21 protein-coding genes are annotated in these 25,685 nt (G+C 68.9%); 16 read left to right on the forward strand and 5 right to left on the reverse strand.

From position 1 onward, the window contains the following. Positions 1-14 precede the first annotated feature (14 nt). The 4 genes from ASD78_RS01135 to ASD78_RS01150 all read left to right on the forward strand — a co-directional run bounded on the left by ASD78_RS01135 (position 15) and on the right by ASD78_RS01150 (position 4,937). Positions 15-1,577 carry a sodium/sugar symporter gene (locus ASD78_RS01135; protein WP_056097789.1) on the forward strand — a complete coding sequence of 521 codons (1,563 nt, stop codon included), beginning with the start codon at positions 15-17 and terminating at the stop codon, positions 1,575-1,577. Between the two features lie 93 nt (positions 1,578-1,670). Beyond that, complete coding sequence (locus ASD78_RS01140; protein ID WP_056097790.1) at positions 1,671-2,291, forward strand: HAD-IA family hydrolase; 621 nt, start codon at positions 1,671-1,673, stop codon at positions 2,289-2,291. A gap of 367 nt (positions 2,292-2,658) precedes the next feature. Continuing rightward, positions 2,659-3,537, forward strand: coding sequence for an RNA polymerase sigma factor RpoH (gene rpoH / locus ASD78_RS01145; protein WP_055907813.1), 879 nt, complete (start codon positions 2,659-2,661; stop codon positions 3,535-3,537). Positions 3,538-3,737: 200 nt separating this feature from the next. Further along, positions 3,738-4,937: a metallophosphoesterase gene (locus ASD78_RS01150; protein WP_056097791.1), complete on the forward strand. Its 1,200-nt coding sequence runs from the start codon at positions 3,738-3,740 to the stop codon at positions 4,935-4,937. A 45-nt stretch (positions 4,938-4,982) separates the two neighbouring features. Here ASD78_RS01150 and ASD78_RS01155 read toward each other — a convergent pair whose 3' ends face one another. Both ASD78_RS01155 and tal read right to left on the reverse strand, forming a co-directional pair. Then, positions 4,983-6,260: an NAD(P)/FAD-dependent oxidoreductase gene (locus tag ASD78_RS01155; protein WP_055907817.1), complete on the reverse strand. Its 1,278-nt coding sequence runs from the start codon at positions 6,258-6,260 to the stop codon at positions 4,983-4,985. Positions 6,261-6,270: 10 nt separating this feature from the next. Then, positions 6,271-7,230, reverse strand: a complete 960-nt coding sequence (gene tal, locus ASD78_RS01160; protein WP_343123445.1) for a transaldolase — start codon at positions 7,228-7,230, stop codon at positions 6,271-6,273. A gap of 142 nt (positions 7,231-7,372) precedes the next feature. Here tal and ASD78_RS01165 point away from each other — a divergent pair, with 142 nt between their 5' ends. From ASD78_RS01165 to ASD78_RS01200, 8 genes are all read left to right on the forward strand, one after another. Continuing rightward, positions 7,373-8,173 carry an NYN domain-containing protein gene (locus ASD78_RS01165; protein ID WP_056097792.1) on the forward strand — a complete coding sequence of 267 codons (801 nt, stop codon included), beginning with the start codon at positions 7,373-7,375 and terminating at the stop codon, positions 8,171-8,173. Positions 8,174-8,244: 71 nt separating this feature from the next. Next, complete coding sequence (locus ASD78_RS01170; protein ID WP_056097793.1) at positions 8,245-9,960, forward strand: VanW family protein; 1,716 nt, start codon at positions 8,245-8,247, stop codon at positions 9,958-9,960. Between the two features lie 169 nt (positions 9,961-10,129). After that, a complete protein-coding gene (locus tag ASD78_RS01175; RefSeq protein ID WP_056097794.1) occupies positions 10,130-10,807 on the forward strand; it encodes a response regulator transcription factor in 678 nt (225 codons plus the stop codon). 53 nt (positions 10,808-10,860) lie between these two features. Further along, complete coding sequence (locus tag ASD78_RS01180) at positions 10,861-12,663, forward strand: ATP-binding protein (RefSeq protein WP_056097795.1); 1,803 nt, start codon at positions 10,861-10,863, stop codon at positions 12,661-12,663. A gap of 113 nt (positions 12,664-12,776) precedes the next feature. Continuing rightward, positions 12,777-13,535: an endonuclease/exonuclease/phosphatase family protein gene (locus tag ASD78_RS01185; protein WP_056097796.1), complete on the forward strand. Its 759-nt coding sequence runs from the start codon at positions 12,777-12,779 to the stop codon at positions 13,533-13,535. Positions 13,536-13,617: 82 nt separating this feature from the next. Beyond that, complete coding sequence (locus tag ASD78_RS01190; RefSeq protein ID WP_056097797.1) at positions 13,618-15,345, forward strand: MAC/perforin domain-containing protein; 1,728 nt, start codon at positions 13,618-13,620, stop codon at positions 15,343-15,345. A 63-nt stretch (positions 15,346-15,408) separates the two neighbouring features. Further along, positions 15,409-16,596: a glycosyltransferase gene (locus ASD78_RS01195; protein WP_056097798.1), complete on the forward strand. Its 1,188-nt coding sequence runs from the start codon at positions 15,409-15,411 to the stop codon at positions 16,594-16,596. Continuing rightward, positions 16,593-17,351, forward strand: coding sequence for an FkbM family methyltransferase (locus tag ASD78_RS01200; RefSeq protein WP_056097799.1), 759 nt, complete (start codon positions 16,593-16,595; stop codon positions 17,349-17,351). Before ASD78_RS01195 ends, ASD78_RS01200 begins: the two co-directional genes overlap by 4 nt. A 31-nt stretch (positions 17,352-17,382) precedes the next feature. Here the strand turns inward: ASD78_RS01200 and ASD78_RS01205 are convergent, their stop codons facing one another. Further along, positions 17,383-19,590 (reverse strand): primosomal protein N', encoded by a 2,208-nt coding sequence (locus tag ASD78_RS01205; RefSeq protein ID WP_056097800.1) that lies wholly within the window; start codon positions 19,588-19,590, stop codon positions 17,383-17,385. 467 nt (positions 19,591-20,057) lie between these two features. Here ASD78_RS01205 and ASD78_RS01210 point away from each other — a divergent pair, with 467 nt between their 5' ends. Genes ASD78_RS01210 through ASD78_RS01220 form a run of 3 tightly spaced genes read left to right on the forward strand, consistent with a single transcriptional unit; the run spans position 20,058 to position 22,105 of the window. Beyond that, positions 20,058-21,101 carry a sigma factor-like helix-turn-helix DNA-binding protein gene (locus tag ASD78_RS01210; RefSeq protein ID WP_056097801.1) on the forward strand — a complete coding sequence of 348 codons (1,044 nt, stop codon included), beginning with the start codon at positions 20,058-20,060 and terminating at the stop codon, positions 21,099-21,101. Beyond that, complete coding sequence (locus tag ASD78_RS01215; protein ID WP_056097802.1) at positions 21,088-21,753, forward strand: DUF3106 domain-containing protein; 666 nt, start codon at positions 21,088-21,090, stop codon at positions 21,751-21,753. Before ASD78_RS01210 ends, ASD78_RS01215 begins: the two co-directional genes overlap by 14 nt. A 43-nt stretch (positions 21,754-21,796) precedes the next feature. Further along, positions 21,797-22,105, forward strand: a complete 309-nt coding sequence (locus tag ASD78_RS01220; protein WP_055907843.1) for an antibiotic biosynthesis monooxygenase family protein — start codon at positions 21,797-21,799, stop codon at positions 22,103-22,105. A 193-nt stretch (positions 22,106-22,298) separates the two neighbouring features. Here the strand turns inward: ASD78_RS01220 and ASD78_RS20400 are convergent, their stop codons facing one another. Beyond that, the gene (locus tag ASD78_RS20400; RefSeq protein ID WP_055907845.1) at positions 22,299-22,610 is read right to left on the reverse strand and encodes a DUF4286 family protein; all 312 of its coding nucleotides are present in this window, start codon (positions 22,608-22,610) and stop codon (positions 22,299-22,301) included. Continuing rightward, positions 22,607-24,100: a DUF3667 domain-containing protein gene (locus ASD78_RS21320; protein WP_056097803.1), complete on the reverse strand. Its 1,494-nt coding sequence runs from the start codon at positions 24,098-24,100 to the stop codon at positions 22,607-22,609. Before ASD78_RS21320 ends, ASD78_RS20400 begins: the two co-directional genes overlap by 4 nt. Positions 24,101-24,223: 123 nt before the next feature. Here ASD78_RS21320 and ASD78_RS01235 point away from each other — a divergent pair, with 123 nt between their 5' ends. Further along, a complete protein-coding gene (locus ASD78_RS01235) occupies positions 24,224-25,639 on the forward strand; it encodes an MATE family efflux transporter (protein ID WP_056097804.1) in 1,416 nt (471 codons plus the stop codon). Positions 25,640-25,685: the final 46 nt, after the last annotated feature.

A 25,685-nucleotide genomic window follows, 5' to 3' on the forward strand; every position in this document is an offset into this window, starting at 1 on the left:
GAGGGGGTAACGCCTTGAAACTGTCGACCCTGGACCTGACGATCGTGCTGGTCTACCTGATCGGCATCTTCGCGCTCGCGCAATGGGTTTCGCGCGAGAAAGACGGCCGCAAGAAATCCGCCAGCGACTACTTTCTCGCCAGCAAGGCGCTGCCGTGGTGGGCGATCGGCGCTTCGCTGATCGCCGCCAATATTTCCGCCGAGCAGATCATCGGCATGTCGGGTTCCGGGTATGCGATCGGGCTGGCCATCGCCTCGTACGAATGGATGGCGGCGGCGACGCTGCTGATCGTCGGCAAGTTCTTCCTGCCGGTGTTCATACGCAACCGCATCTACACGATGCCGCAGTTCCTGGAAGAACGTTACGGCCACAGGATCCGCACGCTGATGGCGGTGTTCTGGCTGGGCCTGTACGTGTTCGTGAACCTGACCTCGATCCTGTGGCTCGGCTCGATCGCGGTCAACCAGGTCACCGGCCTCGACCCGATGGCGGCGCTGGTGCTGCTGGGCGCGTTCGCGCTGGCTTATCAGTTGTACGGCGGCCTGAAGGCGGTGGCCTTGACCGACATCGTGCAGGTTTGCCTGCTGGTACTGGGCGGTTTGTCGGTGACCTTCCTGACCTTGTCGCAAATCGGCGACGGCAGCCTCGTCGCCGGCTACCGCAAGCTGCTGGACGCCCACCCGGAACATTTCAATATGATCCTGAGCAAGGACAGCCCGTTCTACAAGGACTTGCCCGGCATCAGCGTCCTGATCGGCGGCATGTGGGTCATGAATGTCAGCTACTGGGGCTTCAATCAATACATCATCCAGCGCGCGCTCGCGGCGAAGAACCTGGGCGAAGCGCAGAAAGGCGTGCTGTTCGCCGCGTTCCTGAAGCTGTTGATGCCCTTGGTGGTGGTGATACCGGGCATCGCCGCGGTGATGCTGGCGCCCGGCCTGGCCAAGCCCGATCAGGCCTATCCGACGATGATGGATATGCTGCCGACCGGCATGCTCGGCCTGGTTTTCGCCGCGCTGGTGGCGGCGATCGTGGCGTCGCTAGCTTCGAAGATCAATTCGATCGCGACCATCTTCACTCTCGACTTCTACGCCAAGCGCAGACGCAACGACGATCAGGCGCATCTGGTCCGCGTCGGCCGTATCGCCGCGGCGGTGGCGGTGCTGCTGGCGATCCTGAGCGCGCGGCCGCTGCTGGGCAGCTTCGACCAGGCTTTCCAGTACATCCAGGAATACACGGGTTTCTTCACCCCCGGTATCGTGGTGATCTTCATGCTGGGCCTGTTCTGGAAGCGCGCCAACGAGGCGGGCGCGCTGGCCGCGGCGATCAGCTCGTTTGTATTGTCGGTCCTGTTGAAACTGACCTGGCCAGCGCTGCCGTTCATCGACCGCGTCGGCCTCGTGTTCCTGGCGGCGCTGGCGCTGGCGGTGATCGTGTCGCTGATCACGCCCAGGCAGAAGGAAGGCAGCGACCTGATCCGCGTCGACGACGTCAGCTATCGCACACCGACAGGTTTCAATGTCGGCGGGCTGGGCGTGATCGCCATCCTGGTCGCGCTTTATGCGCTGTACTGGTAATCGGCCGGCGCTGAACAAGCCGATGCCGTAAGCAGTTGGCACGATGGGCGCGGCTGCCGGCAAAATGCGCCTTCGTCGCCTCTAGCCGCCGACATGCGCTACCCGCTGGTCATCTTCGATTTCGACGGCACGCTGGCCGATTCGTTCCCCTTCTTTATGGAGGCGCAGCACGCGCTGGCGCAGCGCCACGGTTTCAAGGCCATCCCCGAGGACCGCGTCGACGACATGCGGCGGCTGAGCACGCGCGAGTTGCTGCGGGAGTTCGAGTTTTCCAGATGGAAGCTGCCGATCGTGGCGGCCGACTTCGTGCGCAGCATGCGCGCCGCGCCGCCGGTACCGCTGTTTCCGGGCGTCGCGGAAACGCTGCGCCACCTGCGCGAAGGCGGGGCGCGCCTGGCGATCCTGACGTCCAATTCCGCCGACAACGTGCGCCGCGTGCTCGACGCGGAGTTGCTGGAGGCGATCGAACGGGTCGACGGCGGCGCCCACATGCTCGGCAAGCACCGGCGCATCGCGCGGATGCTGAGGCAGGCGAGGACCGACGCGTCGCAGGCGATCTACATCGGCGACCAGGTCAGCGACGGCGAGGCCGCGCGGCGCGCGGGCGTGGCCTTCGGGGCGGTCGGCTGGGGCTACGCGCACCCCGACACCCTGCGCGCGGCGGGCGCGGAGGAGTTCTTCGATTCGGTGGGCGAATTGCGGCGTTTGGTCTGATCGGCTCGGAAACGCCCCAGGTCTGTACCCCCTCGGAGGTCGGGCAGGGTCGGCCTGCAATAAGTAAGGAATAGCCTGGGACCGCCGCCGCCCCTGCCGAAGGTCAGGCTTGGGCTGGCCGGGCCGGTCCCCATGTCCTGTAGTGCCCGTTCAGCCGGCGGGTGTGGCGCCTGGGCCGGTTCACCCCCTGGACACGTCCGATGTGTTTAGATAAGCCATTGATTTAGTTGTTAATTTCTTGTTTCTCCCGGCGCGCGGCCGGATTCGTGGAGCGGCCGCAGCGGGCGACATTCGTTCTATCCACGCAACACTGCGGAACTTCCGGGGTCTTTAGCAGTCCTAGACCCCGACTGCTAAGATGGCTGCCATGACCCAGACCCCTCTCTCGAACGCCCTAGTCGCCAACAACCTGCCTGTGCCCAGCGCGCTCGGTTCGCTGGACGCGTACATCGGCGCGGTGCATCGCATTCCGGTGCTGACCGTCGAAGACGAGCAGAGTCTGGCGCGTCGCTTCCGCGACGAAGAAGACCTCGACGCCGCCCGCGAGCTGGTGCATTCGCACCTGCGCTTCGTGGTCCACGTCGCCCGCGGCTACAACGGTTACGGACTGCAGATCGGCGACCTGATCCAGGAAGGCAACATCGGTCTGATGAAGGCCGTGAAGCGCTTCGACCCGGAACAGGGCGTGCGCCTGGTGTCCTTCGCCGTGCATTGGATCCGTGCCGAGATGCACGAGTTCATCCTCAAGAACTGGCGCATCGTCAAGGTCGCCACGACCAAGGCGCAGCGCAAGCTGTTCTTCAACCTGCGCAAGAGCAAGAAGCGCCTGGGTTGGATGAACGCCGAGGAAGTCAGCCAGGTCGCCAAGGACCTCAACGTTTCCGAGCGCGAAGTGCTGGAGATGGAGTCGCGCCTGTCCGGCCGCGACATCGGTTTCGATGCGCCGTCCGACGAGGACGACGACCACGCTCCGCCGTCGCCGGCCGCGTACCTGCGCGCCCACGACGAAGACCCCTCGCAGAGCTACGAGCGCGAGGACGAGGAAGACAGCCAGCTCGCCCTGCTGCGCGAAGGCATGTCCGGCCTGGACGAGCGTTCGCGCGACATCGTCAAGCGCCGCTGGCTCGATGCCGACAGCAAGGTCACGTTGCAGGAACTGGCCGACGAGTACGGCGTCAGTGCCGAGCGCATCCGCCAGATCGAAGCCAACGCGCTGAAGAAGATGCGGGCGCTGTTCGCGGCCTGATCCGCGCAAACCAGCCAACGACGACGGCCCGGGAAACCGGGCCGTTTCGTTTTGTGCGATACGGGAGCAAGCTGACGTTGCGCAAGGCGCCACGCAACGCTGATGCGTGGGCGCAGTCGACGCGCGACCGCGGCGCTCCACCGCCGCGGGGCGCTGGCCGGCGCCAGGTACGATCCAGGTCTGGCGATACGAGAGGACCTATGCGACGGATAGCCAAGTGGCTGCTATGGGCACTGGTGCTGACCTCGGTGACGGCGCCGGCGCTGGCGGTGTTCGGCGGTTGGCAATTGAAGGACGGCCAGGGCAACGTCGCCTTCGGCTGGGACGCGGCGCGCCAGCGTTTCCGGATACTCGAACGGCCGGCGCTGGCTTTGGACGGGCCGCACGTGTTCGTCGATGCGCAGGGTTTCCGCGTTGCCGCCACCGAGTCCGAGGGTGCGACCTGGCGCATGCGCGAAACGCGCCTGCCGGCGCAGCCGCTGCCGCTGCTTGCCGTGCGCGTCGACAATCCGGCGCGCACCCGCTTCGAAGTCGCATTGCGGCCGACCCCGGCGCCGCAGGACGGCGTGTATGCGGCCAATCCGCCGCGATTGCTGATGCTGTCCGACATGGAAGGCGAGTTCGACGCCTTCGTCGCCCTGCTACGTGCGCAGGGCGTGCTCGACGCGCAGTTGCATTGGCGCTACGGCGACGGCCATATCGCCCTGGTCGGCGACTTCGTCGATCGCGGCCACGACATGCTGCCGCTGCTGTGGCTGATCTACCGCCTGGACGGTGAAGCCCGGCAGGCCGGCGGGCGTGTGCATTACGTGCTCGGCAACCACGAGCAGCTCGCGACCTCGGGCCGCAAGAAGCATTGGCCGCGGCACCTGGTCGCGAGCGAAGCCGCCTTGGGCGGCGAGCCCTTGTTTTCGGAACGTTCGGTACTGGGCGCATGGTTGCGCAGCAAGCCGGTGATCGCGCGCGTCGGCGATCATCTGCTCGTGCACGGCGGCATCAGCGCCGAGTTCCTCGACCGCGATCTCGACATCGCCGCGGCCAATGCCGCGATGCGGCCGCATCTGGGGACGCCGATGGCGGACCTGCCTTCCGCGATCAAGCCGATCCTGGGCCGCAGCGGCGTGACCTGGTACCGCGGCATGGCCTTGCCCGACGATCCCAGGTACGTACGCGAAGCCGATCCCTCGGCGCATCTGGATCGCGCGCTGCAGCGCTACGGCGTGCGCCGGATCGCGATCGGCCACACGATCGTGCCGAGGGTGCGGCTGCAGCAACAGGGCAGGGTGTTGGCGCTGGACTTGGACATGCACGAGCCCGGCGCGGTGGCGCAGGCGGCCTTGTACGAAGGCGGCCAGCTGTGGCGCGTGGACGCGCACGGCGGTCGCGAGCGCCTGGATTGAGCGCGGCGACGGACGCAGTGCGCGTCCGCCGTCGCGCCTACTGCACTATTCCTCGCGATCGCCGAGGATGATCCGGGCGTGGCGCTGGTAGCTCCAGTACGCCCAGGCCCAGTTGATCAGCACGATCACGCGGTTGCGGAAGCCGATCAGGAAGAACACGTGCGCGGCCAGCCAGAACCACCAGGCGAGCAGGCCGGAGAGCTTGAAGCCGTGCACGTCGACCACGGCGGCCATGCGGCCGATGGTCGCCAGGTTGCCGTAGTCCTTGTAGCGGAACGGCGCCGTGCTGCGGCCGGCGATGCGGTCGCGGATCGCGCGCGCGACATGCGCGCCCATCTGCTTGGCCGCGGGCGCGACGCCCGGCACCGGTTTGCCGTCCTGCTGCACGCTGGCGAGGTCGCCGGCGACGAAGATCTCCGGGTGTCCGGGCACGCTGAGGTCGGGCAGCACCTGGACCCGGCCCGCGCGGTCGCGCGGCGCGTCCAACAGCGCGCCCAGCTTGGACGCGGCCACGCCCGCGGCCCAGACCACGGTGCGCGCCGGCACGAAGGTGTCGCCCAAGGTGTAGCCGCGTTCGTCGATCGCGTTCACCGGGGTGCCGGTGACCACTTCGACGCCGAGCTTCTGCAACTGCTTGCGCGCCTTCTCCGACAATTCCTCCGGAAAACTCGACAGCACCCGTGGACCGGCTTCGATCAGCCGCACCTTGGCCTGGGCCGGGTCGATGCGGCGGAATTCGCGGCGCAGGGTCTTGCGTGCGATCTCGGCAAGGGTGCCGGCCAGCTCGACCCCGGTCGGGCCGCCGCCGACCACGGCGAAGCTCAGCCAGGCCGCGCGTTCGGCTTCGTCGTCGCTGGCCTCGGCGCGTTCGAACGCGAGCAGCAGGCGCCGCCGGATGTGCAGGGCGTCGTCCAGCGTCTTCAGGCCGGGCGCGTCGCCGGCCCAGTCGTCGTGGCCGAAGTAGGCGTGGGCGGCGCCGCTGGCGAGCAGCAGATAGTCGTAGCCGATCGAATCGCCGTCGGCGAGCGCGACCCGGCGTGCGGCCGGATCCAGGCCCACCACTTCGCCCAGCCGCACTTCGACATTGCGCTGGCTGCGCAGGATGTGGCGCAAGGGCGCGGCGATGTCCGGCGAGGACAGCCCGGCGGTCGCGACCTGGTACAGCAGCGGTTGGAACAGATGGTGGTTGCGGCGGTCGATCAGGGTGATGCGCACATCGGCCGAGGCCAGCGCGCGCGTCGTCCACAGGCCGCCGAAGCCGCCGCCGACGATGACGACATGCGGGACGCGCGCGTCGCCGCGCCCCGGAGGTTCATGGTTCATGTGCGCGTCCTCAGTCGTCCAGACGCTGGCGCAGCAGGTCTTCCAGCGCGTGCTGGTCTGCGGCGAAGCGGCGGATGCCGTCGGCGAGCTTGTCGGTGGCCATCGCGTCCTGGTTGTGCAGCCAGCGGAAGTCGGCTTCGCTCATGCGGCGAGGCGCTTCGTAGCGCTCGCCGTCGTCGATCAGGGCGCGCGGCACCTCGCCCGGTCGCGACTCGAGTTCGCCCAGCAGGTCCGGCGAGATCGTCAGGCGGTCGCAGCCGGCCAGCGCCAGCACCTGGCCGACGTTGCGGAAACTCGCGCCCATGACCACCGTCTTGTAGCCGAAGGCCTTGTAGTAGCGCCAGATCTGCATCACCGACTGCACGCCCGGATCGTCCTGCGGCGTGGCCGGCGGGCTCATGCCGTGGGCCAGGTGCCAGTCGAGGATGCGGCCGACGAAGGGCGAGATCAGGTACACCTCGGCCTCGGCGCAGGCGACGGCCTGGGCGAACGAGAACAGCAGGGTCAGGTTGCAGTGGATGCCTTCGCGTTCGAGCTGTTCGGCGGCGCGGATGCCTTCCCAGGTCGCAGCGATCTTGATCAGCAGGCGCTCGCGGCGGATGCCGGACTCGGCGTACAGCTGGACCAGGCGGCGCGCCTTGGCCAGGGTGGCCTCGGTGTCGAAGCTCAGGCGGGCGTCGACTTCGGTGGAGACGCGGCCGGGGATGAGCTTGAGGATCTCCTTGCCGATCGCGACCGCGAGGCGGTCGCTGGCGTCGGCGATGCGGTCGTGGGCGTAGCGGTCGGTCTGGGCGAGCGCGGCGTCGATCAAGGGCGCGTAGGCCGGCAACGAGGCCGCCTTCAGCAGCAGCGAGGGATTGGTGGTGGCGTCGAGCGGCCGGAAGCGCGCGATCGCCTCGATGTCGCCGGTGTCGGCGACCACGGAGGACAGCGCCCGCAGGTGTTCGAGTTGGCTGGTCATTGGAGTCATGCTTTCGTCGTTGGATTCGCCCACATTCTCGCCGATCGGGCACGAGCGGTGATGAAGCCGGCCTATCTTCTGCCACCCGGTCCGCATGCGGTTGCGCTAGGCTGGCCGCGACAGGGCCGCCCCGGGCCCGGAGACCGCAGCCATGGCCGTCGCCACGGAAGAAAAGCGCATCGCGCTGCTGATAGACGCCGACAACGCGCCGGCCGCCAAGATCGACGTGATCCTGGCCGAGGTCGCGCGCTACGGCGCCGCCAACGTGCGCCGCGCCTACGGCAACTGGAAGAGCCAGAGCCTCAAGGGCTGGGAAGCGGTGCTGCACGAGTACGCAATCCGGCCGATCCAGCAGTTCGCCTACAGCAAAGGCAAGAACGCCTCCGACATGGCGATGGTGATCGACGCCATGGACCTGCTGTACGCGCGCAACCTGGACGGCTTCGCGATCGTGTCCAGCGATGCCGACTTCACCCCGCTGGTGATGCGTCTGCTTACCGATGGGGTCAAGGTCTACGGCTTCGGCGAGAAGAAAACCCCCGAGCCCTTCGTCAACGCTTGCTCCAAGTTCACCTACGTCGAAGCGCTGGGCCAGCCGGCCAGCGCCGACGTGCCGGCCGCGGAGCGCGCGACCACGCCGCAACGCAGCGCCAAGGAGCTGCGCGGCGACACCAAGCTGCTGCAGATGCTGCGCAGCGCGGTCGATGCGGTCAGCGGCGACGACGGCTGGTCGCATCTGGGCGCGGTCGGGCATCAGATCGGCAACCAGGCCTCGTTCGACTCGCGCAACTACGGTTACCGCAAGCTCAGCGATCTGATCGAAGCCACCGGCCTGTTCGACGTGCGCCGCGACAACCAGATCGTGTGGATACGCGAGCAGCCCAAAGGCGGCGCGAAGGGCGGTGGGAAAGGCGGCGCCGCCAAGGCCGACAAGGGCAAGGCCGGCAGCTAGCGTTCGCCGCAAGGATGAAGGTGCGGCGGGCGTAGCCCGGTCGCTGGTTTCGCAAGGGGAACGAAAGCAGCATGAATGTCGCGGCGATCGAGATGGTCGGCACCGCTCTGCCGACACGGCGGCAAGCGATCGTGTTCGAGTTCAAGGCCTGGGGCCTGCGTGGCCGGCGCCTGCTGCGCGACGCGCTGGACCGCGAGCGGCCGCGTCGGCATGCGCGCGCCGAAGTCTTGATCGATGCGCCGGTGCTGGCCGAGTTCGAAAGCGCGCTGTGGCCGCAGGACGAAACCGATCCGCTGCTGGTCGCAGGCAAGTTGCAGAACCTGCGCCTGGCCTTGAAGCGGCTGCATGGGATCGAAGTGCCGGCGGGCGCGAAGTTCGGTTTCTGGAAACAGGTCGGCCGGGCGACGCACCGCGGCGGCTATGCGGTCGGCCGCGAATTGCGCGAAGGCTGCTTGATTCCCGCGGTCGGCGGCGGCCTGTGCCAACTCAGCAACGCGCTCTATGACGGCGCCGTGCGCGCCGGGCTTGAGGTCGTCGAGCGTCATCGCCATTCGCGGGTGCTGCCGGGCTCGCTGGCCGAGCAGGATCGCGACGCCACCGTGTTCTGGAACTACCTCGACCTGCGCCTGCGCGCCCCCCACGCATGGCGGCTGGAGATCGATATGGACGCGCAGCGGCTGCGGCTGCGCATACGCGGCCATCGCCCTGCGGCCAGCGACGCCTGGCCGTTGGCGGTGGCGCCGCGCCGCCCGCCCGAGGCGAGCAACGATTGCGGCAGCTGCGGCCAGCACGAATGCCATCGGCATACCGGCCCCAACGTCGACGGGCTGCGCCGGCTGTGGTGGATGGAAGAAGCCTGGCCCGAGTTCCGCGAACGCCTGCAGTCCGAACGCGGCGACGACGATCGCGTGTTCGGTCCGGGCGGGCGGCGTTTCCCGGCGCAGGCGCCGCTGCGTCGCGTGAGCCAGTCGATCGCCTGGCGCTACGGACGCTGGCGCGGGCAGGCGCTGCCGCAGGTGCGTCTGGCGCAGTTGCGCGCGCACGCACGCGACCTGGCGCGCGCGCTGCAGCCGCGCGACGTGGATCTGGTGCTGCCGCAGAGCCTGCTGCCGTTCCTGTGGCGCGACGGCGAACTCGCCGGCCGCCGCTACGCGGTGATGATGACCGCGCTGCCGATGCGCGCGCTGCAGGCCGAACTCGACGGTGCGGTGCGTCGTCATCCCGAGCAGCGTTCCTTGCGCGACTTCCGCGCCGATCCGGCCCTGATCGAAGCGGAATGGGACGGCTTGCTCGCCGCCCAGGCCTGGTGGAGCCCGCATGCGCAGGTGCTGGCCCTGGCCGGCGCGCGCGCCTGCGCGTTGCCCTGGACCATGCCCGCGCCGCTGCCGTCGGCCGAGCGCATCGCCGCGGGCGCCAAGCCGCGGGTGTTCTTTCCGGCCTCGCCGCTGGCGCGCAAGGGCATCCTCGAACTGCTGGCCGCGCTGCGCGACCAGGACCTCGAGATCCTGCTGCCGCCCGGCGATAGCGAGCGCGGGCTGGACGCGGGCCGCACCACATTGCGGCGTGTCGCCAGTTATCGTCAGGGCTTGCTCGAAGCCGATGTCGTGGCTCTGCCGGCCTGGATCGAACATCAACCGCGCGCACTGTTGACCGCCATCGCCAGCGGCCTGCCGGTGGTGGCGACGCCGGCTTGCGGCCTGGACGCGGCGATGGCCTGGCGACGGGTCGAGGCCGGCGACGTCGATGGCCTGCGCGCTGCGGTGCTGGGCGCGCTGGCGAAGGTTTGAACGACAGGCGCGCAGCCCGAGCGGCCGCAGCACGAAACCGCAGCCGGCTCGGTGGTATAGCGCAGCGCGGATACGGGCGCGGATGGCCACAGGATCCGCAGCCCGGCGACGCAAGCGGACAGGCTCCGGCGCTACACTGAAGCCGCCATATCATGCCGATGGGAGAGGCATGCAGCCGCAGCCGATCGTCCTGACTTCCGTGCTGATCGTCGAAGACGATCCGGTGGCGCGTGCGCGCATGCAGGCGCTGATGCAGGGGCTGGTCGAGCCGCAGGCGCGGATCGAGACCGCCGCCGATCTGACCGCGGCGCGCACGCTGCTGCGACAGGCGAGTTTCGCCCTGGCCCTGGTCGACGTGCAGCTGCCCGACGGCAGCGGTATCGACCTGATCGCATGGATGTCCGGGCATGCGCCGCAGACGCAGTCGGTGATCGTCTCGGCCTGGGCCGAGGAAGAAACCATCCTGGCGGCGGTGCAGGCCGGCGCGATCGGCTACCTGCTCAAGGACCGCGACGACGACGAGCTGCGGTTGTCGCTCAAGAGCCTGCAGCGCGGCGGCGCGCCGATCGATCCGCTGATCGCGCGCCGGATCCTGGCGCTGCTGCCGCAGGCGCAGACGGCGGCAAGCGCGCCGCAGGAGCCCGAGCCGACCGCGCAGCTGTCCGAGCGCGAGCGCGAGATCCTGCGCCTGGTCGCGCAGGGCTTCAGCAACCGCGAGATCGCCGAGCTGGTGGCGCTGTCCAAGCTCACCATCGAATGCCACACCAAGAACATCTACCGCAAGCTCGCCGTGGGATCGCGTACCGCCGCTGTGTTCGAGGCACGCGCGCTGGGACTGCTCAACTGAGCCGGAAGCGATCCGTCGCGGACCTCGCGCGCGCATGCGCGTGGTGGCTGCTGGTGCTGCTCGCCTGCGCCTGGCTGCCGGCCGCGGCGCAGCCGGCCGAGCCCGGCACGGTGCTGCTCGACCGTGCCGAGGCCGCGCGTTCGGACTGGAACGCCGCGGCGCCGCCGGCCGCGGGCTGGGTGCCGGTAACACTGCTGGACGTCTGGTACAAGCGCTGGCCCGGCCACGACGGCGTGGTCTGGTATCGGCTGCATTGGCGCCAGGACGATCCGCGCCGGCCGACCGCGCTGCTGGCCGACTACATGAGTTTGAGCGGCGCGATCTATGTGAACGGCGAGGCCGTCGCGCGCGATCCCAGTTTGGTCGAGCCGCTGTCGCGGACCTGGAATTCGCCGCACTACGTCCTGCTGCCGTCGTCGCTGCTGCGTGCGGGCGAGAACACCGTGTTGCTGCGGGTGTCCGGGCTGTCGGCCTATCTGCCCGGCGCCGGGCCGGTGCGGATCGGCGATCCGCAGGCGCTGCAGCAGCGCTACCGCAGCGAGCGCTTCCTGCGCTACGACATCAAGCTGATCAACCTGGCCATGGCCGTGGTGCTGGGCGGCGTGTTCCTGCTGATGTGGCTGTTGCGGCGCAAGGACAGCGTCTACGGCTGGTTCGCGCTGACCGAACTGGCCGGCTCGCTGTACGGCTACAACCACATCGCCACCGACATTTGGCCCTTGCCCAACACCGACGCCTGGCAGGCGTTCAACGCCGCGTTCTATGTGGTGGCAGGCGCCAGTTACGCCTTGTTCCTGCTGCGTTATTGCGAGCGCCGCTATCCGCGCCTGGAGCGCGGCCTGGGCGTGGTCGCCGCGGCGGCGTTGCTCGCGGCCGCGCTGGCGCCGACGTGGATGGGGCATCAGCGCAATCTCTGGTTCGCGCTCGGCGGCTCGATCTACTACGTCAGCATCGGCTGGTTCCTGATCCAGGCCTGGCGCCATCGTCGTCCCGATACCCTGGTGCTCGCGGCCTGCCTGCTGCTGCCGGTGCTGGTGTCGTTCTACGACTTCGCCCTGTTCTTCGGCTGGGTCGACGGGGTGACTTATCTGTTGAGCCTGACCTCGGTGTTGACCCTGATCGGCATCGGCTTCGTGCTGTCCTACCGTTTCGTCGCCGCGATGCGGCGCGTGGAAGGCTTCAACCTAGAACTCAAGCACGAGGTCGAGGCGGCCACCTCCGAGCTGGCCCTGACCTTGTCGCGCCAGCACGCGCTGGAACTCGCGCACAGCCGCGCCGGCGAGCGCCTGCATCTGGTGCGCGACCTGCACGACGGCTTCGGCGGCACCCTGGTCGGGGCGATCGCCCAGCTCGAACGCGCGCCCGAAGACACGCCCAAGGCGCAGGTGGTCGAAGTGCTCAAGGAGATGCGCGACGACCTGCGCCTGGTGATCGACAGCACCGCGCGCGAGCACGCCGACCTGGCCGCGCAGATCGCGCCGCTGCGCCATCGTCTGGGCCGGCTGCTGGAAACCGCCGACATCGACAGCCGCTGGCAGTTGCAAGGGCTGGACGGAATCGAACTGGACAGCGCGCGCAGCCTGGACCTGTTGCGTTTGCTGCAGGAAGCGTTGACCAACGTGTTCAAGCACAGCGGCGCGCGCCGCGTGGACGTGCGCCTGAGCCGGGTCGAGGCGCACCTGCAGTTGCGGATCGACGACGACGGCCAGGGCATCGCGCCCGCCGCCGCGTCGACGGACGGCGGCGCGGGCTTGGCCAGCATGCGCCAGCGCGCGCAACGCCTGGGCGGCGAACTGCGGATCGAAACCGGCCCGGCCGGCACCGGGCTGCGGCTGGATTTTCCGCTGCCGGCGTAAGTCGCGAATCGCGGCGTCGCCAAAATCCATACCTGCTTTCGGGGATGGTGCGATGGCGTCGGCTGGCGCAGGGTGGCCATGCCGCAGGAAGCGGTGAATCCCATCGATGCCGTATGCGAATCGTGACCTGGAATGCGCAAGGCGCGAAATTGAAGTGGGGTGACATTCGCAAGGATCTGCGAACGGCCAAGTACGACATGATGCTGGTTCAAGAGGCCAGCACCATGGCGGATTGGGCAGCCATCGAGGAATTTCCGGACTGCCGACTCTACGACTACAAGCTAGGATCACGCTCGCGGCCCAGGGCCATCTGGTACATCCTGCACCGCTATTGGGCGAAGGATCCGCACGCGGGAAATCCTCGCTGCAGTCTGATGATCCTGTTGAAGAACTATCGCCCGGCCAGGGCCGAAGCCATCGCGCTTCCGGCGCTGTTCGACGGCCAGCGCCCGCTGCTGGGCGTTAAGCCGGGCCAGGGTATGCCATGGATATTCAATCTGCATGCGACCAGCGGAGGCGGCGGCGCGGACCACGCCAAGGATGCGATCGTAGGCATCAAGTCGTGGATAGACGATCGCGGGCTGGGTGAGCAGTGGTTGCTGGCGGGGGATTTCAACGCCCATCCCGATTACATAGATCCGGGCCACGACGACAGCTACAGGATATGTCCGCCCGACGATTACACGCACCCTGCGTTGACGTCCCAAAGCGACTCAGCGCGAGCCAAACTGGATTACGCGGTGTTCGGGCCCGGGGTCGGCGGCAGCGCGTACTGCAAGCGACACGATGCCCCTTCGCTGGCTTCGGATCACTACCCGCAGTGTTTCGATATCGAGTTTCCGACCTTGTTCGCGCGGGCGATCGCGCTCTGACCTGCCGGTCCGGCTGCGACCGCGGCGCGAGCCTGCCCGAACCCAGCGCCCTACACACGACAATCTTCCAAGGAGCCGTTTCATGTCGCCGCACATCATGGATAACGACTACGACGACAACGAGCCGCAGCCTGGAACGGTGCCTATGACTCCAGTCTCGCCGCCCTATTGGCCGCTGTGGCCGCTGCAGCCTGCGCAGGCGCCGACGTCGCCTCGCGATGAGTTGCCCAGGCAGGTGGTGCCCGGCCATTCCATCCTGGGCAAGGGCTTCAATATCTTCGGCCGCTACAACAGCAGCGCGGCCCGGAAGATGCTGTTCGACACCACCGAAACCGGCGATAGGACGTGGCTGAATGCATTTTCCGGCAACACGTACCTGATTCCGGAGCAGGTCGACGATCCGCTGCCGGTGGGCGCGCACGAGGGCAGCTCGCACGTTTTCAGCAGCCGTTCGGACGTGTCCGAATACTTCGCCGCCGAAGCGGGGCTATCGGCGCGGTTCCGGGTGTTCTCCGGCGAGTTCAAGGCGGCGTTCTCCGGTATCGCTTCGTCGGTGCAGGACTACCACATGGGCCTGTACTCGGTGAAGAGCCGTTCCTACAAGCTGCGCTTGAAGGACGACTCTTTCGACAAGCTGTATCCGGGACTGGAGAAAGACCCGGATTTCACCGATCTGCCCGAATCCTTCGATCCGACCAATCACGCCAACACCGCCAAGTTCTTCGCGTTCTTCGCCAAGTTCGGTACGCACTATGTGAATGAGGTGGTGATGGGGGCGCGGCTGGACTATTTCGTCTACGCCGACAAGGCTCAGGTGAGCAGCCAGAAGTCGTTCGAGGCGAATCTGCGGGCCGAGGTCAAGGCGGTGTTCTTCGCTGGTAAGGCCGAGTCGCAGCTGATGTGGACGGAAGCCTTGAAGAGTTGGGTGGATGCGCGAACCGTGCGTATCAGCACCATCGGCTCGGTGTCCATACTCAATTCCCTGGTGCCGGAGAAGGACCAGAACTTTCACGAACTCTATTCGCAGTGGCTGGCAATGGCGCAAGCCGCGCCCATGCCGGTGGAGTACAAGCTCAAGAGCGTCGCCGACGCATTCTCCGGCAAGAAGGCCATCGCGCTGCGCCTGGCGATGGAAGCCTATGCCTCCAAGTCGATCGTGCTCAAGGCGGTGGCCACGCCGTTCACGGACCATGGCAGGCCGGCGCGCATCGGCATCTTTCCCAATCCCGATACGGCCTTGCCGCAAGGTTTTGTTAATCTCAACGAACGCGAGATTTTGGCCGCGCCCAGCGCGCACGACTCGCCCAAGCCCTACGACAGGCTGGCGATCGCGCTGACGGCGATCCACGCCCGCACTCTGGAGGTGGTGTTCAAGCACGCCTACGAGTTCGACAACCATAACGACGGCAGCTTCCGTCGCGATCCGGCGAAGCTGGCGTACGACAGCGCCTTCGCCGACGTGCAGGGCCTGTTGGCCAAGTACGACAAGTCCGAACTGATCTTTGCCGTGCTGATCCCATGGGTGATGAATCGCACGGATTTTCCCACCTCGGACTTCTACAACTTCCTGATGAACCTGGGCGCGGGCGACGCCTTGAACGAGTGGTGGCGTGCTCTGGACGTGAATACGTCGGTGCTCAACATGCGCGTGGCCTACGGCATCGTCGGCATGTTCCGCGGCGCGATCTGTTCGTCGGCCGAGAGCTACGTGACCTACTACACCCAGGAACGTTCCAGCGGCGGCTTGCTGCTGGAATCGTTCCTGGAGCCGATGTCCGACGGCCATTCCTTCATCTACGTGCCGTCCTGAGCCAGGTCGGATCTTCGCGTCCCGCGGACGTGGACGCGCGGGCGGAGCGACGCGGGGGATGCGATGCGACACAAAGTGCTGACCGTGGGTTACGCCCAACCCGGCTTCGGTTTCGGGCGCGTGATGGGTGAGCTGCATGAGGCCTTCGCGCGCGAATTCCGGCTGCACCATCTCGACCAGGGCACCGATTCACGCGACGCCGGGCCGGTGTGGCCGCCACGGCGGGTCGACGCCGAACAAGTGTGGGCGGCGGCCGAGCGGTGGGGCGTCGATGCGGTGTTCCTGTTCTCGGATCTCGAATTCGTGGCCGAGTGCGCAGCCGCCCGTCCCGCGTCTTCGGCGCGCTTGTTGGCCTATGTGCCGATCGATTCGCCGGTGGAGCCTTCGCCGCAGTGGCGGGCCTTGGCGCGCCTGGACGCGTTGGCGGTCTATACCCGCTTCGCGCGCGACAGCCTGTCGGCTGCGCTGGCCCGCATGGGCGCCGGATCGCCGCGCATCGAGGTGGTGCCGCACGGTTGCGATGTGGCGATGTTCCGGCCCTTGGACGGCGATCCGGTCCGGGCGCGCGCGCTGGCGCGAGACCGCTTGTTCGGCGCCGGCCATGCCCTGGACCACAGCTTCATCGTGCTCAACGCCAACCGCAATCAGCCGCGCAAGCGCATCGATCTGACCCTGCGCGCGTTTCGTCGCTTTCTGGACTTGGTGCCCCAGTCCGATGCCCGCCTGTACTTGCATATGGGGCTACGCGACTGCGGTATCCGAATCCTGCCCATGGCCGCGGACCTCGGCCTGGAGGACCGCCTGCTGTTGACGCAGCGCTCGCTGGCGCACCCGGTGGTCGACAACGAGCGCTTGAACGCTATCTACAATGCCTGCGACGTGGGCTTGAACACGGCCGATGCCGAGGGCTGGGGCTTGGTGTCGTTCGAGCACGCCGCCACGGGCAGGGCGCAGTTAATTCCCGAACACACCGGCTGCGGCGAGCTCTGGCAGTCGCATGCCTGCATGATCGCGGCCGCGCCCTACCGCGACATCGCCTTGGACCGGCCGGCCTACGAGGTGGACGTGGAGGCCGCCGCCGGCTGGTTGGCGCGCCTCTATCGCGATCAGGCCTTGCGCGAGCGCTACGACATGCTGGCGTTCGCCATGGCAACGCAGCAGGCGCCGACCTGGCCGCAGGTGGGGCGTCGGCTGGCGGCGTTGATCGGCGAAACGCCGGCGGCCGTTGCCGTCGCGGCAGGCCTGGGATGACGCCGGGATTCGATGCCGATACTCGGCGCACCGCGCACCGGGTCCGCTTCGACGACGGCCCGGGCTTGTGGCTGCGGCCGGACAGCTGGGACTACGGCATCGTCCGTAGCGTCGTGCACGACAACGAGTACCGGCTGCCGCAACGCTTCGACGCGGACGACCTGATCCTGGACATCGGCGCCCATATCGGCGCTTTCGCTCACGCCTGCTTGCAGCGAGGCGCGGGGCGAGTGGTGGCATTCGAGCCGGAGCGCGACAACTTCGCGCTCGCGACCGCGAACCTACAGGCGTACGGCGAACGTTGCGTGCTGCGTGCGGCGGCGGTATGGCGCTCGGACATCGCCGTGCCCCGCCTGGGCTTGCGTCGCGCCCGCCTGCGCCGGAACACCGGTGGCCACGACGTACTGGCCGCGCCGGGCAAAGGCGCGACCGTGGCGGCGGTGGCCTTGGACGAGGTGCTTGCCGGCCTGGCGCGGCCGGTGCGTCTGCTGAAAATCGATTGCGAAGGCGCGGAGTATCCAATCCTGATGACCGCGCGGCGGCTGGATCGGGTCGAGGCGATCGTCGGCGAGTTCCATGCGTTCGGCGTAGATTCCGAACACGGCTTGCCGCCCGTCCACATCGACGGCTGGGCCGGGCTGGGCTGCGATGCGTGGGGTTTGGCGGAGTACTTGCGCGGCCAGGGCTTCGAAGTGGACCTGGTCCGGTGGGCGGCGCAAGCGGATCACGGCCTGTTCTTCGCACACCGTCGTTAGACCGGCGCATGGACGGTGCGCGAGCGGTGGCTCAGTACAGATCCGCCGGGTCCACGTCCAGCGACCAGCGCACTTTGCGCGCCTGCGGCAGGGCGTGGATCGCGGGCAGGGCGCGGTCGAGCGCGGCGTGCAGGCTGCGGCGTTCCGGCGCCGACAGGATCAGCTGCGCGCGCTGGTAGCCGGCGCGGCGCGGCATCGGTGCCGGCACCGGGCCGTTGAGTTCGAGCGCATCGTCGCCGACCTCGCGCAGCGCCATGCGCGCCGCTTGCAGGAAGGCGTTGGCGGTTTCGGTTTCCTTGGCCTCCGCGCGCAGCAGCGCCATGTGCGCGAACGGCGGGAAGGCGGCGAGTTCGCGCTGCGCCAGTTCGATCTCGGCGAACGCGGCGTAACCGCCGGCGAGCAGGGTGCTGAGCAGCGGATGCTCGGGGTGGTGGGTCTGCAGCACCACTTCGCCCGCGCGGCGGGCGCGGCCGGCGCGGCCGGCGACCTGGATCAGCAACTGGGCGAGTTTTTCCGGTGCGCGGAAGTCGGCGCTGAACAGGCCTTCGTCGATGCCGACCACCGCCACTAAGGTCAGATTGGGCAGGTCGTGGCCCTTGGCCAGCATCTGGGTGCCGACCAGGATGCCGCGCGCGTTGCCGAACTCGGTCAAGTGTTTTTCCAGCGCATCGCGGCGTTGGGTGGTGCCGCGGTCGATGCGCAGCACCGGCACCTCGGGGAAGCGCGCGGCCAGGGCTTCTTCGATGCGTTCGGTGCCGGCGCCCTGCGACTGCAGCGCCAGGCCGCCGCAGTCCGGACAGGCGTTGGGCGCGGGACGGCGCGCGCCGCAGTGATGGCATTGCAGGCGGCGGCCGCCGGCGTGCACGGTCATCGGCGTGGGCGAGGTCGGCGTGCTGCAGCGGTGGCAGTGCGCGCTCCAGCCGCAGTCATGGCAGATCAGCACCGGCGCGTAGCCGCGGCGGTTCTTGAACACCAGCACCTGGCCGTCGGCGTCGAGCGCGCGGGCGATGGTCTCGATCAGTTCCGGCGACAGGCCGGCGTCGAGCGGGCGCTTGCGCACGTCGACCACGCGCACCCGCGGCGGCTGCGCGTCGCCGGCGCGCTGCAGCAGGCGCAGGTGCGCGTAACGCCCGGCCTGGGCGTTGCGCAGTGATTCCAGCGACGGCGTCGCGCTGCCCAGCAGCACCGGCACGTCCAGCGCCTTGGCCCGCACCAGGGCGAAGTCGCGGGCGTGGTAGCGGATGCCGTCGAGCTGCTTGAAACTGCCGTCGTGTTCTTCGTCGACCACGATCAGGCCGGCCTCGGGCAGCGGCAGGAAGATCGCTGAGCGCGTGCCCACGATCACCCGCGCCTCGCCGCGCAGGCAGGCGGCCCAGGTGCGCGCGCGTTCGCTGTCGCCCAGGCCCGAGTGCAGCGCGTGCACCGGCACGCCCAGGCGCGCGCGGAAGCGGGCCAGGGTCTGCGGGGTCAGGCCGATCTCCGGCACCAGCACCAGGGCCTGGCGGCCGCGCGCGAGGCAGTCGGCGATGGCGCGCAGGTAGACCTCGGTCTTGCCGCTGCCGGTGACGCCGTCCAGCAGCAGCGGCGCGAAGCGCTCGCGCACCGCCAGAATCGCGTCGACCGCCGCCTGCTGTTCGTCGTTGAGGGTCGGGCCCGGCTGCGGCGCCGGGGCGAGGGCGCTGGCCGGCACGGCGACGCGTTCGGCCAGGCCGCGCTTGGCCAGGGCGCGCGCGGCGGCGCGCCAGTCGGGGGCGTGACCCTCGACCTCGGCCAGGTCCAGCGCGTCCTCGTCGCAGGCGCCGGCCAGCAGCCGGTCGGCGAGCCGGCGCGGGCGCCCGGCGCGCAGGCCCGGACGCGCGGTCAGGCCGGCTTCGGTCAGCTGCCAGGCCCAGGCGTGGGTGTCGGCCAGGGGCTCGCCGTGGCGCAGCGGCGCCGGCAGCGCGGTCGCGAACACCTCGCCCAGCGGGGCATGGGTGTAGCGGGCCAGCCAGCGCAGCGATTCCAGCAACTCGCCGTGGAACAGGGGTTCGGGGTCGAGCCGGGTCAGCGCCGGCTTGGGCTCGGGCGCGTCGGCGTCGGCGGCACCGGTGTCGGCGATCACCCCGACCAGTTCGCGGCTGCCGAACGGCACCCGCACGCGCGTGCCGACATCGGCCGGGTCGACCGACTGGCCGTCGGCGGGGCGGTAATCGAACAGGCGCGGCAGCGGCACCGGCAGTGCGACCCGCCAGACGTGCATAAGTGACTGAGCGGAGCCGTCGGACATGCGCTCAGTCTAGCGAGAGCGACCGCGCACCGGCTGCGACAAAGTTGCGGACTATTGCTGCCCCGGCCGTGACAAAGCGCACGCAAGTTGCGGTGCTTAAAGAAAATTCACCCTTATCCACACGACTTGTGGATAAATCTGTGCATGGCGTGTCGGCAGGACTGCGCGATGACGCAGGAATAAGCCCTGCAGCCAGGTTGGTGAAAAAATCGCCAATGCATATATCTCTTTCCAAATCAATGGTTTGACCGTGAAACATGTTTGTAACGCGGGCCTTTTAGGGGTTCTCCCTCAGCTCGATGACACTTCCATTACTGCTGTGCACAACCGTTTTTTCGTACAAGCCGCGTCCTGCTTCACGGAGCAGGAATTAACGCGGTGTCAAGCGGTTTTGTGCGACCTGCGCCTCGCTATGATGCAAACATGCTGATGGGTATGCGATGAGCCCCGCCGCAGCGGGCTCCGCCCTCTCCGGAACGTCTGCGCACAAGAACGATGCGCCGGCTGCGCTGTCGGCGTTCCTGCGCGGCGTCGAGCGGCGCGGTGCGGTGCTGGCCGAGCTCCAGGCCGGCGATGCCGCCGCCGGCGACGCCGCCCTGGCCGCGGCGATGCAGGCCTTCCGCGCCGGCATCGAGGCCGCGCCCATGGCCGAGTGGCCGCGGCGCTTCTGGGCGCAGCTGTTGGCCCAGCCCGGCCTGCACCAGCGCACCCGGGTCGCGCTGCCGCTGGACGCCACCGACCGCCTCGGCGAACTCGGCCACGGCCCGCGCGCGGCCCTGCTGCTGCGCCTGGCGGCCGGTCTGTCCGAACCCGAGGCCGCGGCCGTGCTGGGCATCGCCGAGCCGACCTACCGCCTGGCCCTGCAGCGCGCGCTGCCGCACCACGACGACGGCCGCGCCGATCCGGCGGCCTGGCAGCAACTGCGCGAGCAGATCCACCGCCGCATCAAGACCCTGCCGCCGGAGCGTCTGGCGCGGCTGACCCTGGCGCGCGAGTCCGCGCTCAGCGGCGTCGCGTCCGCGACCGCCGTCGAGCGCGATACCGCGAGCGCAGCCTCCGGGCGCCGCCCGCGCTGGCTGTTGCCCTTGCTGTGGACTCTGCTGGCGCTGTGCGTGCTCGCGTTCGCGGCGACCTGGTGGTGGCCGTTCGGCGGGGTCGCCGACTGGCTGGGCAGCGAGCGCGTGCGGGTGGAGGCGCTGCCGCCGGCCGCCGCGCCGGCCGCGCGCTACGGCCACGAGGCCGGGCTGATCGGCGACCGCGATTTCGCCCAGCTCGCCGATCCCGACGGCGATGCCGCGGCGCGCGAGCTGGAGTTCCACAACTGGCTGGTCGCGTACGAGCGCGCCGGCCCCGCGGGTCTGCCCGGCGCCGCGCTCGATGCGGCCGAGCCCGGAGCCGAGTCCGTGCCCGACCCCGCGACCGCCCCGGCCGGCGCGCAGGCCCCATCCCAATCCGAAACCGAGAGCGCCGATGCCCCGGGCTGAGCGCGCGCGCCGCCGCCTCCGGCTTGGCATCGCCGCCGCTGCCGGCCTGCTGCTCGCCGGCGCGCTGGGGGCGGCCGCGGCGCAGACGCTGCCGCCGGAGTACGCGGCCATCGCCGAGCGCCTGCCGGCGCAGGCGCGTGCGCGCCTGCAGGCCAACGCCGCGCAATGGGCGGGCTGGAGCGCCGAGCAGCGCGCCGCCTTCAATGCCCGCGCCGTGGCCTGGCATGCGTTGCCGGCCGCCGAGCGCGCCGCGCGCCGCGAACGCTACGCCGCCTGGCTGGCCCTGCCCGCGGACGAACGCGCTTCGGCCCAGGCCGCCGCCGCGCGCTACGCGGCCCTGCCGCCGGAGCAGCAACAGGCGCTGCGTGCGCGTTTCGACGCGCTGGACCGCAGCCTGCGCCGCGGTTGGTTGCTGGGCCCGACCCTGGGCCTGGACTACGCCGCGCTGCAGCCGCTGCTGGCGCAACTGCCGCCGGAGCAGCACGCGCCGATGCTGCGGGTGTTGCGCGAACTCAGCGCGCAGCAGCGCAAGGACCTGGCCGTGCTGGTGCAGCGCACGCCGCCGCAGGGTCGCGAGGCCCTGCGCCGCGAACTGCTGGCGACGCGCTGGGACGAGCGCGAGGGTTGGTTCTGGCACAAACTCCGGCAGTGAGCGCCGGCGCGGCGCCGCTTTCCCACTCCGCAAGGAACGCCGTATGATCGTCGAATACCTGCGTTACGCCCTGCCGGCCGGCACCGGCGCGCAATTCGAGTTGGACTACGCCCAGGCCGCGGCCCAGCTGGACGCATCGCCGCATTGCCTGGGCTACGAGCTGGCGCGCTGCGTCGAGCAGCCGGACCGCTATCTGCTGCGGATCGAATGGGACAGCGCCGAAGGTCATCTGCAAGGCTTTCGCGGCAGCCCGGGTTTTCGCGATTTCCTGGCCCCGATCCGGCGCTATATCGAGGCGATCGAGGAGATGCGCCATTACGAACGCACCGGGGTGCGCAGCGCGCGTGACTAGGCGCGTCGGCGGGCTTTTGATTTCTGTGGGAGCGGCGTAAGCCGCGATCGCGCCACCGCACCGGCCGGCGCGGCTTCCATGGGTCCGAATCGCGGCTTACGCCGCTCCTACAGTGGGTGTTTGCGATCCTAGTTGCTTGGTGCGCGGGACTCCGGTTGCCGCAAGGTTCGGCGGAGGAGAGGTGGCCGTCCGATCAGTCTTCGCGCAACACTCGGCGGCTGGCGCTGAAGCGGTCGCCGAAGCGGGCCTGGCCTTCGGCGCGCAGGCGCGGGGCGTGGTCGCGCAGGTAGGCGTCCAGCGAGGCCAGGCCATCGAGCCGGTACTGCACGCACAGCCGCAACCGCCCGGGTTCGGCCGGGGGCTCCAGCTGGGTGTGGATGCGCGCATCGAGGAAGCCGGGCAGGGCCAGGATCTCGCGCATGTGCGGCCCCAGCCAGACGCGGTAGTCGTCGGCGATGGCCGCGTCGAGGTCGAGGTTGACCTCGTAGACCACGTTCGCGCTCACATCCGCACCAGGCTGGCGACCATCAGCGAGAGCACCGCGATCGACATCAGGAAGAAGTAGCAGCCGCCGATCACGGTGTAGCGCAGCAGCGTTACGAGCCAGCCGTTGCGGTAGACGCGCTTCTGCATCAGCAGCAGATAGATCGGCATCCAGACCCATAGCGCGGCCTCGATCAGTCCCGCGATCCAGCCGAAGCCCGGCCAGTGCGCCGAGATCGCGCTGTCCAGGCCGAACATCAGGAACATCGCCAGCAAGCTCAGGCACAGGTAGGCGTGGCTGTAGAGCGCAACCACCAGATGCTCGAGATAGCCGCGCCCGGAGCCCAGGTAGGTCAGCTTGAGCAGCAGCGCGAACACCGGCACCAGCAGGAACAGCGCCGACGGCACCGAGCTGAGCAGGGCGTGCTTGTACAACGAGGGGTCCTTGCTCATGCGCTTGGCGTTGGCATGGCCGCGGGCGATCTGCCGGTTGATCCAGCGGTTCACGAACTCCGGCGCGCCGGTCATCACCACCGGGTTGGTTTCCTCGTCCCAGGGCGCGTTGCCGAAGAAGGTCAGCTCGCTGTCGCATTCGCCGTCGCCATAGATCTCGGCGTCGACGGCGGCCTTGCGCTTGAGCGCGCCCTCGGTGGCGACGGCGTGGTCGATCTGCAACTGAGCGGCGCGGCAGCCGGCGTTGCGGTTTATGTCGCGGATCGCGTTGCTGTTGCGGGCCAGCGCCCGCGTGTCCTTGGGCGCCAGGCCGGCGCGCTCGGCCCGCAGCGGCTTGATCCGCTCGTCGCGCAGGCGTTCGAGTTCGGCCAAGGTGGCCGCGTTCTCGATCGTCGCCGGGATCTCGGCATTTTCATTGGCTGGCGCGACTATGCCGGCGGCCTCGGCCGCGGCGTCGGGACGGGTCTTTTCGCGCAATTCGGCCACGCGCTCGTCGGCGGCTTCGTTGACCTTGCGCATGCCGACCTCGACGCCTTCGCGCGCGCCGCCGGGTATCCCCTTCGGAATCTTGTCGCGCACGTTGTTGAGTTCCTTCAACGCCTCGGCGCGCGCGGCCTCGACCTCCGGCACGCTGCGCGCGGAGGAGATGCGGTCGCCGAGCCTGCCCAGCTGGACGTTCTTGCCGTTGATCACCAGGGCGCCGGACTTGCCCTTGTAGAGCTCTTCGTTCTGGCCCTCGCCGATATGCACGGTGAACTGGGCGATGAAGAACGTCACCACGCTCAGGATCACGAACAGGCGCAGCGGCGGGACGTAGCGGACGCGGTGGCCGGCCAGGTAGTTGGCCGCGACCAGGCCCGGAGACAGCAGATCGCGCAAAGTGCGGAAGATGCGTCCGTCGAGGTGCCAGAACGATTCGAACACCTCCTCCAGCGCATGTCCGGCGTGGCGCAGCGGGTTGACGATCGACTGTCCGCAGGCGTGGCAGTAGTGTCCCTGCAGCGGCGCGGCGCAGTTTTCGCAATGGGTGGGCGTGGCGTGGTCGTTTGAGGCGCTCATGGCTGCGATTGCGTGCGGCTCCCCGGCCGGTCATTGCAAGCGGGTAAGATAGCGGGCCGCCGTGACCCGGCGCCAGCGCCCTCCACGGTCGCGCGGCCGCAGTCGCGGTTCTGGTCCCTCGCAATGTCGTCGCATGCCCCCTCCGCCCGCGGTCTTCCGGGCGAAATCCGCACCACCGTCCTGCTCGCCGCCCCGCTGGTCGCCGGCCACGTTTCCACCGGCCTGATCGGTTTCATCGACAACGTCCTGGCGGGGCACCACAGCACCACCACCCTGGCGTCGGTCACCATCGGCACCGCGCTGTGGTGGCTGCCGATGATGGTTCCGATCGGCACCCTGCTGTCGGTGCCGCCGTCGGTGTCGCAGCTCGACGGCGCCGGCCGCCGCGGCGAGATCGGCGCGCTGTTCCGCCAGGCGCTGTGGCTGGCGCTGGGCCTGGGCGTGCTGCTGTTCGCGTTCCTGACCTTCATTCCGCATGCGCTGGCGCCGATGGGCATGGCGGCGGAGATCATCCCGGGCGCGCGCGACTTCCTGCACGGCATCCGCTGGGGCGTGTTCGCGCTGACCCTGTTCTTCTGCATGCGCTACCTCGCCGAGGGCCTGCACTGGACCTTGCCGACCATGCTGATCAGCGCCGGCAGCCTGCTGGTGCTGCTGCCGATCGGTTATGTGCTGACCTTCGGCAAGTTCGGCTTTGCGGAAATGGGCGCCGGCGGCCTGGGTATCGCCTCGGCGATCATGCTGTGGATCCAGGCGATCGCGTTCGCGGTGGTGCTGCGCAACGCCAAGCGCTTCGCCGACCTGAAACTGTTCGAGCGCTTCGACGCGCCCCACTGGCCGACCATCCGCGGCCTGCTCGCCACCGGCCTGCCGATCGGCGTGACCGTGCTGATGGAAGGCAGCCTGTTCATCGTCACCGCGCTGCTGATCGGGCGTTTGGGCCAGGTGCCGGCGGCCGCGCATCAAATCGCGATCAATCTGTCGGCGCTGTGTTTCATGATCCCGATGGGCCTGGCCGAGGCGACCACGGTGCGGGTCGGCCATGCCCTGGGGCGCAACGACCTGCACGGGGTGCGGCGCGCGGCCTGGGCCGGCTACGCGATCGTGATGGGCACCCAGCTGATTTCCGGCATCGTGCTGTTCAACGCCAACGAGTTCCTGGTGAGCTTCTACACCGCCGACGCCGCGGTCGCGGCCCTGGCCGCCTCGCTGCTGTTCTACGCGGCCGCCTTCCAGTTCCCGGACGGCGTTCAGGTACTGTCGGCCGGCGCCCTGCGCGGGCTCAAGGACACCAAGGTGCCGATGCTGCTGGCGGCGCTGGCCTACTGGGGCGTCGGCATGCCGCTGGGCGCCGGTCTGGGCCTGGGCCTGGGCTGGGGTCCGAAGGGCATGTGGATCGGCCTGATCGCCGGCCTGACCGTGGCTTCGGTGCTGCTGTGCGGGCGTTTCGTGCGCTCCAGCCACCCGCGGCGGCTGGCCGGACGGGTGGCCCAGGAAACTTCGCCACCCTCACCTGTCCAACCCCTGGCTGAATCCTGAGCCCCGGCCGGCATTGGCCAGGCTTGAAAAATCCGCGTTACGAATG

It is taken from the genome of Lysobacter sp. Root667 (assembly GCF_001427715.1).
Lineage (GTDB): Bacteria > Pseudomonadota > Gammaproteobacteria > Xanthomonadales > Xanthomonadaceae > Lysobacter.